This is a genomic window from Brevibacterium sp. R8603A2, from assembly GCF_023072605.1.
GTDB lineage: Bacteria > Actinomycetota > Actinomycetes > Actinomycetales > Brevibacteriaceae > Brevibacterium > Brevibacterium pityocampae.
Window position 1 is genome coordinate 1 of record NZ_JALLGN010000023.1, and the last position, 6,808, is coordinate 6,808.

At 67.8% G+C, this 6,808-nt stretch carries 4 protein-coding genes and 4 tRNA genes; 6 read left to right on the forward strand and 2 right to left on the reverse strand.

The features are described 5' to 3' along the window. Positions 1-2,726: family 16 glycosylhydrolase (locus tag MTQ12_RS14525; RefSeq protein ID WP_247619189.1), on the reverse strand; the 2,726-nt coding region annotated here is incomplete at its 3' end. A gap of 492 nt (positions 2,727-3,218) precedes the next feature. Here MTQ12_RS14525 and zapE point away from each other — a divergent pair. After that, complete coding sequence (gene zapE, locus MTQ12_RS14530; protein WP_247619190.1) at positions 3,219-4,241, forward strand: cell division protein ZapE; 1,023 nt, start codon at positions 3,219-3,221, stop codon at positions 4,239-4,241. A gap of 2 nt (positions 4,242-4,243) precedes the next feature. Continuing rightward, positions 4,244-5,152: a PPK2 family polyphosphate kinase gene (locus MTQ12_RS14535; RefSeq protein WP_247619191.1), complete on the forward strand. Its 909-nt coding sequence runs from the start codon at positions 4,244-4,246 to the stop codon at positions 5,150-5,152. A 36-nt stretch (positions 5,153-5,188) separates the two neighbouring features. Here MTQ12_RS14535 and MTQ12_RS14540 read toward each other — a convergent pair whose 3' ends face one another. Next, on the reverse strand, positions 5,189-5,659 hold the full coding sequence (locus tag MTQ12_RS14540; protein WP_247619192.1) for a TIGR02611 family protein: 471 nt from the start codon (positions 5,657-5,659) through the stop codon (positions 5,189-5,191). A gap of 193 nt (positions 5,660-5,852) precedes the next feature. Here MTQ12_RS14540 and MTQ12_RS14545 point away from each other — a divergent pair. The 4 genes from MTQ12_RS14545 (at position 5,853) to MTQ12_RS14560 (ending at position 6,250) form a co-directional block, all read left to right on the forward strand. Then, a tRNA-Gly gene (locus tag MTQ12_RS14545) sits at positions 5,853-5,925 on the forward strand. A 24-nt stretch (positions 5,926-5,949) separates the two neighbouring features. After that, positions 5,950-6,020: transfer RNA gene (locus tag MTQ12_RS14550), tRNA-Cys, on the forward strand. Between the two features lie 27 nt (positions 6,021-6,047). Continuing rightward, a tRNA-Val gene (locus tag MTQ12_RS14555) sits at positions 6,048-6,119 on the forward strand. Positions 6,120-6,178: 59 nt separating this feature from the next. Further along, positions 6,179-6,250 (forward strand) — tRNA-Val (locus tag MTQ12_RS14560). The last annotated feature ends 558 nt before the right edge of the window (positions 6,251-6,808 follow it).

Here is a 6,808-nt window from a genome sequence, read left to right on the forward strand (position 1 = left end):
ACGCCGCCCTGGAAGCTCTGGCGCACCCCTCCGCCTGCGACGGGGGTCTCTTCGCTGGTGGGGTAGCCGAGCCGGCCGTTCTCCCAGCCCTGGGAGCGCCAGTGGCGTTGGATGGCGCCGCGGGTGGCGTGGGCTCCGGTGTCGCGTGACCAGTGGATCTGGCCGCCTTCGAAGCTCTGGGAGGCGCCGCCGTTCTTCGCCAGGGGGTTCTCTCCGGAGATCGGCAGTCCGAGGAATCCGTCGGGGCCGTCGAGGCGGTCGTACGCCTTGCGCACCTCGCCCTTGACCGGGTGGGCCCCGGTCGCCGAGGACCAGTACACGGTGCCGTGCTCGAATTCCTGCTTCCGGGCGCCGACCGGTCCTGCATCCTCCTCGGCGGACAGCGGAGCCCCGAGCCAGTCGGTGTTCTTCCAGGCGCGGCCGATCGCACCCCGGGGATGGATGTCGTCGATCGGCTTCATCCGCAGGTAGTCGACCCGGTCGACTCGGGCGGGGAAGGGCCTGTCGTGCTTCGCCGGCGGAATCCAGGTCACCGTATCGGGGAACACGATCGAGTCGATGATGACCTGGTACGGGTGGTCGTTCATCGCGCTGCGGAAGTCGTCCTGGTCCATGCCCAGGGTCTTCCCGGTGGTCTCGGGCGTCTGTCCGCGGTCCGACGGCACGAGCTGATCGTTGAAGTAGTAGCGCACCGCGTAGCCGTCCCAGGTCATCCGGTACGTGTTCCATGCTCCCGCGATCTGCCCGGGCATGCTGTGCCCGTCCCGCCGGGTGCCGGTGGCATTCTTGCGCTTCTCGCACGTCACATGGGTGGTGTTGGTCGTCTTGGCGCGTGAGGAGAGCACCTCCATGGTGTCGATCTCGGACATGCGCGAGCGCTCGACCCCCGGGGTGGTGCAGTAGGGCTGATTGTTGCGCATCCACGCCGCGAAATGCATTCCGTCGATCATTCTGTCCGACATGCGCGCGCGGACCTCCATCTCGAACGGGGCGTCGTAGAGGAAATCGGTGTTGATCCGGCCCGAGGTGTACACCGTCCGCGTTCCGGCAGGGCACACCGCTCCACCGGGACTCTCGGTCTCCTCGGTGGGCTCCTCGTCGCCGGTCAGGCAGTGCCGGGCGGTGCGGATCTCGAGGTTGCCGTCCTTCACGCGCACCGCGTCCTTCGTGTAGACCGTGTTGGCGACGTCCGAGAGCGAGGAGGCGCGGGTGTTGTAGACCGACCATCCTGCGTTGGGGATCGGCGGCTCGTCGTCGAACTCGTCGCCGCTCGCGAGGGATCGATCCGGGCGGGTGTGGAACTCGATCTCCCATTCCGTCGTACCGTCGAGCACTGCCTGCGAGCTCACGGGCTGAGCGGTGACGGTGATCGAGACCCCGGTCCGGATCCCTTCGGGCGCGCCGTAGAATCCCGGCTTCGCATAGGGGAGGTCCTCGACGGTGATGTTCGTGCCGTCGACGTCGATGTAGTAGCGGATGCCGCGATCCGAGGGGATGTAGACGGTGGCGTCCCACTCGTCGAACGTCGGACCCTTCGGGGTGAGAGTCTCCGGGGGCTCGAACTCGTGGGTCCATTCGGTGACGCCGGTGAGCACGGTCTGCGAGCCGGCCGACACCGCCGTGACGGTGATGGGCGCGCCGCTTCTGATGCCGTCGGCTTCGGTGTAGGCACCGGGTTTGGCGAAGTCGAGTCCGTCCTTGGTGACGGCTGTGCCGTCGACGTCGATGTGGTAGCGCACCCCGCGGTCGGAGGGGATGTAGACGGTGCGCGTGCTGTCGGTGAAGGTCGGTCCCTTGGGGGTGACGGGTTCGGGATCGGCCGGGGCCGGCGGGAACTCGTGGATCCATTCCGTGGTGCCGTCGAGGAGTTCCTGGCTGCTCACCGCGCGGGCGGTGACGGTGATGGGGACGCCGCGCTCGATGCCGTGCTCGGCGGTGTAGTTGCCCGGCGCGGCGTAGTCGTGTCCCTCGGAGGTGACCGCTTCGCCGTCGACATCGATGGAGTAGCGGACACCGTAGTCCGAGGGGATGTAGACGCTGCCGTTCGTGTCGTTGAAGGTGGGGCCCTTCGGGGTGCGGGTGACGGGAGGTGCGAACTCGTGGGTCCATTCGGAGTCGCCCTCGAGCACTTCCCGGTCGCTGACGAGACCGGCGGTGACCGTGATCGGAACACCGCGCTGCACACCCTGCTCAGCGCCGTAGGTGCCCGGTCCCGCGTAGTCGTATCCGGGCGACGTGATGGGTTCGCCGTCGACCTCGATGTAGTAGCGCACGCCGTGGTCGGACGGGATGTAGACGGTGAAGTTCGTGTTGTTGAACGTCGGACCCTTGGGGGTGCGGACTGTGGGCGGGGCGAACTCATGGGTCCATTCCGTCTCCCCGGAGAGCTCGTCCCTGCTGCCCGCCGGCTTCGCGGTGACCTTGATCGGCACACCGCGCTCGATCCCGTCCTCTGCGGTGTAGTTCCCGGGTTTGGCGTAGTCGAGGTCGTCCTTCGTGACGTTCTCGCCGTCGACGTCGATGTAGTACCGGATGCCCTGGTCCGAGGGGATGTACACGGTGAAGTTCGTGTCGTTGAATGTCGGGCCCTTGGGGGTGAGGGTCGCGGCATGGGCGACTGATCCGCCGGTGATGGCGGAATGGGGTGAACCCGTGAGAGGGACGAACCCGAGGATCATCATGGCCGCAGCGATGCCGGCGACGAGCGTGCGGAGGATGGGATGCATGGGAAGGCCTTCTGTGTTCGTGGGAGATCGGTGTACCCGACGCCTCGGGTCTCGGCAGTGTGATGTGGCTGACATCGCTCTGCATGTTACCTGAGAGTTCTGCTGTCCGGGAGGGGCGCGGAATGTGCGTCGACCGGGGCAGAGGACATCACCGAGCGACGGGTGTGCGTCGCACGGCGCCGGGTGTCAGTACCGCTCGACCGTGACCCCGCGGCCGGGCTCCCATGTCAGCCATTCGCCCTGGAAAGTCTGGGAGGCGCTGCCGTTCTCGAACTCCTGCTTGCGGGCTCCGGCCGGCCCGGCATCCTGTTCGGGGGAGAGTGGCGCCGAGTTCGTCGGTGCTCGACCACTCGCGGCTGATCGAACCTCGGGGGCGCACCTCGTCGATCGGCTTCATCCGCAGGCAGTCGACCCGGTCGACACGGGCGGGGAGGCCTCATCGTGTTTCGGCGGCGGGTCTGCGACCGAGCGGCCTGAGTAGACTTGTGCCTTGTGAATGCATCGCAGACCGTCGCGCTGACGGACCGGAACCCGCGGGTCGCCCCCGACGAGCTCATCGCCGGTCTCGTCCCGCCGCCGCACTTCGAGAACGTGTCCTTCGACAGCTACCGGCCGGATCCCGCCCAGCCCTCGCAGGCCGAGGCCCGCGACACGCTGCGTGACTTCGTCACCGCGAAGCCCAAGCAGGGGATGCTCGCCAAACTGTTCGGCGGAGGCGAGAAGAAGGGTGCCACCAAGGGCGTCTACCTCGACGGCGGCTACGGCGTGGGCAAGACCCACCTCCTCGCCTCGGCCTGGCACGCCCACGACAAACCGGCGACGTTCGGCACCTTCGTCGAGTACACGAGCCTGATCGGAGCGCTCGGATTCCAGAAGGCTCGTGAGCAGCTCTCGCAGATGAAGCTCGTGTGCATCGACGAGTTCGAGCTCGACGACCCCGGCGACACGGTGATGATGTCCCGTCTCATGCGCGAGCTCACCGACGCCGGCGTAAAGATCGTCGCCACCTCGAACACCCTGCCCGGCGCGCTCGGCCAGGGACGCTTCGCCGCCCAGGACTTCCTGCGGGAGATCCAGGCGCTGGCCGATCAGTTCTCGGTGCAGCGGATCGACGGCGACGACTACCGCCACCGCGGAGCGCCCACCCCGCCCGAGGCGCTCACCTCCGCGGAGCTCGACGAGCTCGCGGCGAACGCCGAGGGCATCGTCGCCCGGGACCGGTTCGGGGAGCTCCTCGACCACCTCTCGACCGTCCACCCCTCGCGCTACGGCCGGATGCTCGGTGACGTCGACGCGGTTCTCTGGGACGACGTCGAGACGATCGAGAACGAGGGCGTCGCGCTGCGGTTCGTCGCCCTCGTCGACCGGATGTACGACCGCGGCGTCGACATCCACAACTCCGGTGCCCGTCTCGACGCGGTCTTCACCGACGACATGCTCGCCGGCGGCTACAAGAAGAAGTATCTCCGCTGCCTGTCGCGCCTCACCGCGCTGGCCGGCCGGGAGGAGAAGTGAGCGTGAAGATCCGACCCGCCGAGGTGCCGCCGCTCGCGGCCAACGTCTCGCAGGCCGCGCCGAGCGAGGTCGCCGATCTCCTCCGGTTCGCTCCTGGCAACAGCTTCGCCGCCGTCGACCCCGAGGCCACACCCGGATTCTCGGGCAGCAAGGCCGATGGGAAGGTCGCGCAGTCGCTCGACAACGCGGTGCTCTCCGACCTCCAGGAGCGCCTGTTCGCCAACGCCGCCGTCAACGGCCTCCAGCACTCGGTGCTGCTCATCATCCAGGGTCGCGACAGCGCAGGGAAGGGCGGGCTCGTCAAACACGTCGTCGGCGCTCTGAGCCCGCACGGCGTCGAGGTCGCGGCGTTCGGCGTGCCCACCGCGGAGGAGGCGGCGCACTACTTCCTGTGGCGCGTCTACCGGCGGCTGCCGCGCTGGGGCAACATCGGCGTGTTCGACCGCTCCCACTACGAGGACATCCTCGCGGTGCGGATGCACGGCCTGGCCCCGCAGAAGGTGTGGGCGGAGCGCTACGACGTCATCAACGAGTTCGAGGAGGGCCTCCACGAGAGCGGCATCCGCGTGGTCAAGGTCATGCTCACGATCTCGCCCGAGGAGCAGGAGGAGCGGCTGCGCGACCGTCTCGTCCGGGCCGACAAGCAGTGGAAGCACTCCGCATCCGACATCTCCGATCGTGCTGCATGGGGGGACTACACGACGGCGTTCCAGGACGTCCTCGACCGGACCTCGCGTGTCGGTGCGCCGTGGTTCGTCGTGCCGGCGAACCGGAAATGGTACTCGCGCTGGGCTGTCACGCGGATCCTCATCAACGAGCTCCAGCAGCTCGGTCTCGAATGGCCCCAGGGCGATTTCGACCCGGCCGCGGAGCTCGCACGACTCGAGGCGAGCAGGCCGAAGAAGTCCTAGCGCTGCGAGGCGGTACAACCTCCCTGGACATCACAGCTAGTCGAGGCCGAGCCAGCCGGGGACGAGCCATTCGGGCACCCAGGGCGGCAGGCCGATGAGGCGCAGCATCGTCCACACCACAGCGAGCACGAAGGCGCAGGTGGCGCCGGCGACGAGCAGGCGGACGCTCCAGTGGCGGCGGGTCAGCCACACCGTCCAGCGGTGGAGGAGTGCTCGGCCCCAGTGGAGGAGGTCGCGCGCCCATTCGAACTCGGAGGCGACGATCGCGACGCCGACGAAGACGATGACCCAGCCCGGGCCCGGCAGCGGTACGAGCACGAGCCCGCCGGCGATGATGAGCCCGCCGAGGGTGCCGACGCACCATTTGTAGACGAACGAGGCCTGGGGGTTGCGGTGGATCGTCGCGCGCCAGCGGAAGAAGCCCAGGCGGGCACGGCGCAACCAGGAGGGGCCGTGCTTGTGCGAACGCGACAGCCAGCCCGCCGGTCTCGTGTCCCTCGCTCCCACGCGCTCCAGTGTATTGATCGCGCGTGGGAGATCGCTGAACCGGGTGGACCGGGGGAGGCGTCCTCGCAGGTGAGTGTGCCTCGTCCGGATCGGGTGTGAGGAGCGTCACGCGACCGGATGCCGATGGAGATTTGGCATCGGGGAGGTGAACGTATAGAGTGGTTTTTCGTTGCCGGGGAGATCCCGGAGACATGCGGACGTGGCTCAGCTGGTAGAGCATCACCTTGCCAAGGTGAGGGTCGCGGGTTCGAATCCCGTCGTCCGCTCGGAGACAGGCCTGGCCGTCTCACGGTGGAGTGGCCGAGAGGCGAGGCAGCGGCCTGCAAAGCCGTATACGGGGGTTCGAATCCCCTCTCCACCTCAGGTTCGGCCCGGTCAGACGGGCAGAGCGCGATTGGCGCAGCGGTAGCGCGCTTCCTTCACACGGAAGAGGTCACTGGTTCGATCCCAGTATCGCGCACGGAAGACCCACATGGGTCTCCAGTGCACAGCCCTTCGGCATCATGTCGGAGCGGATGAGCGCGATTGGCGCAGCGGTAGCGCGCTTCCCTGACACGGAAGAGGTCACTGGTTCGATCCCAGTATCGCGCACAGCAGGACGAGTGCCGGGTGGATGTCCACCCGGCACTTTCCGCATTCACCCCTCAATTTACGAAGGTTCCTGAGAGCGATTCCGCGATTCTTCGCAATGTCGATGGGTGCCGGGAGGCCTCAGAACCCTCCGAACGAACAGGTGCCGAGCTGCCGTGGCGCGGGGTCCCCGTGGCGTCCCGCATCCGCTGCCGAGGTGCTCTTCCCGTTGCTGTGACGCCCGCAGGCGAGGTGACCGCCTGTTCCGGCATCCCTCGGCTGAGGTGGCCGCTCGCTCTCGGCACCGCCATTGCCGCGGTGCCCTCTCGCCTCACCGCTGAGGTGCCCTTCTCGCCACGGCGTGCCTGTGACCGGGGCTGTCGCTGGCGCTGGGGCCCGCGATGCTCCGATCCGGCATATCGATCACGCGAGACCGCATCGTGACGGGGGCGGGTCAAGTCCCTTGGAGTGGTGTAGCGGTTGGATCCTTCGTTAGGGGTCTCAGGCGCTGAGTTCGAGTGGGATGTCGGTGTCGGTGCTCACCTCGTCTCCGGTGTTCTCGACGGCCGTGAGTCGGCA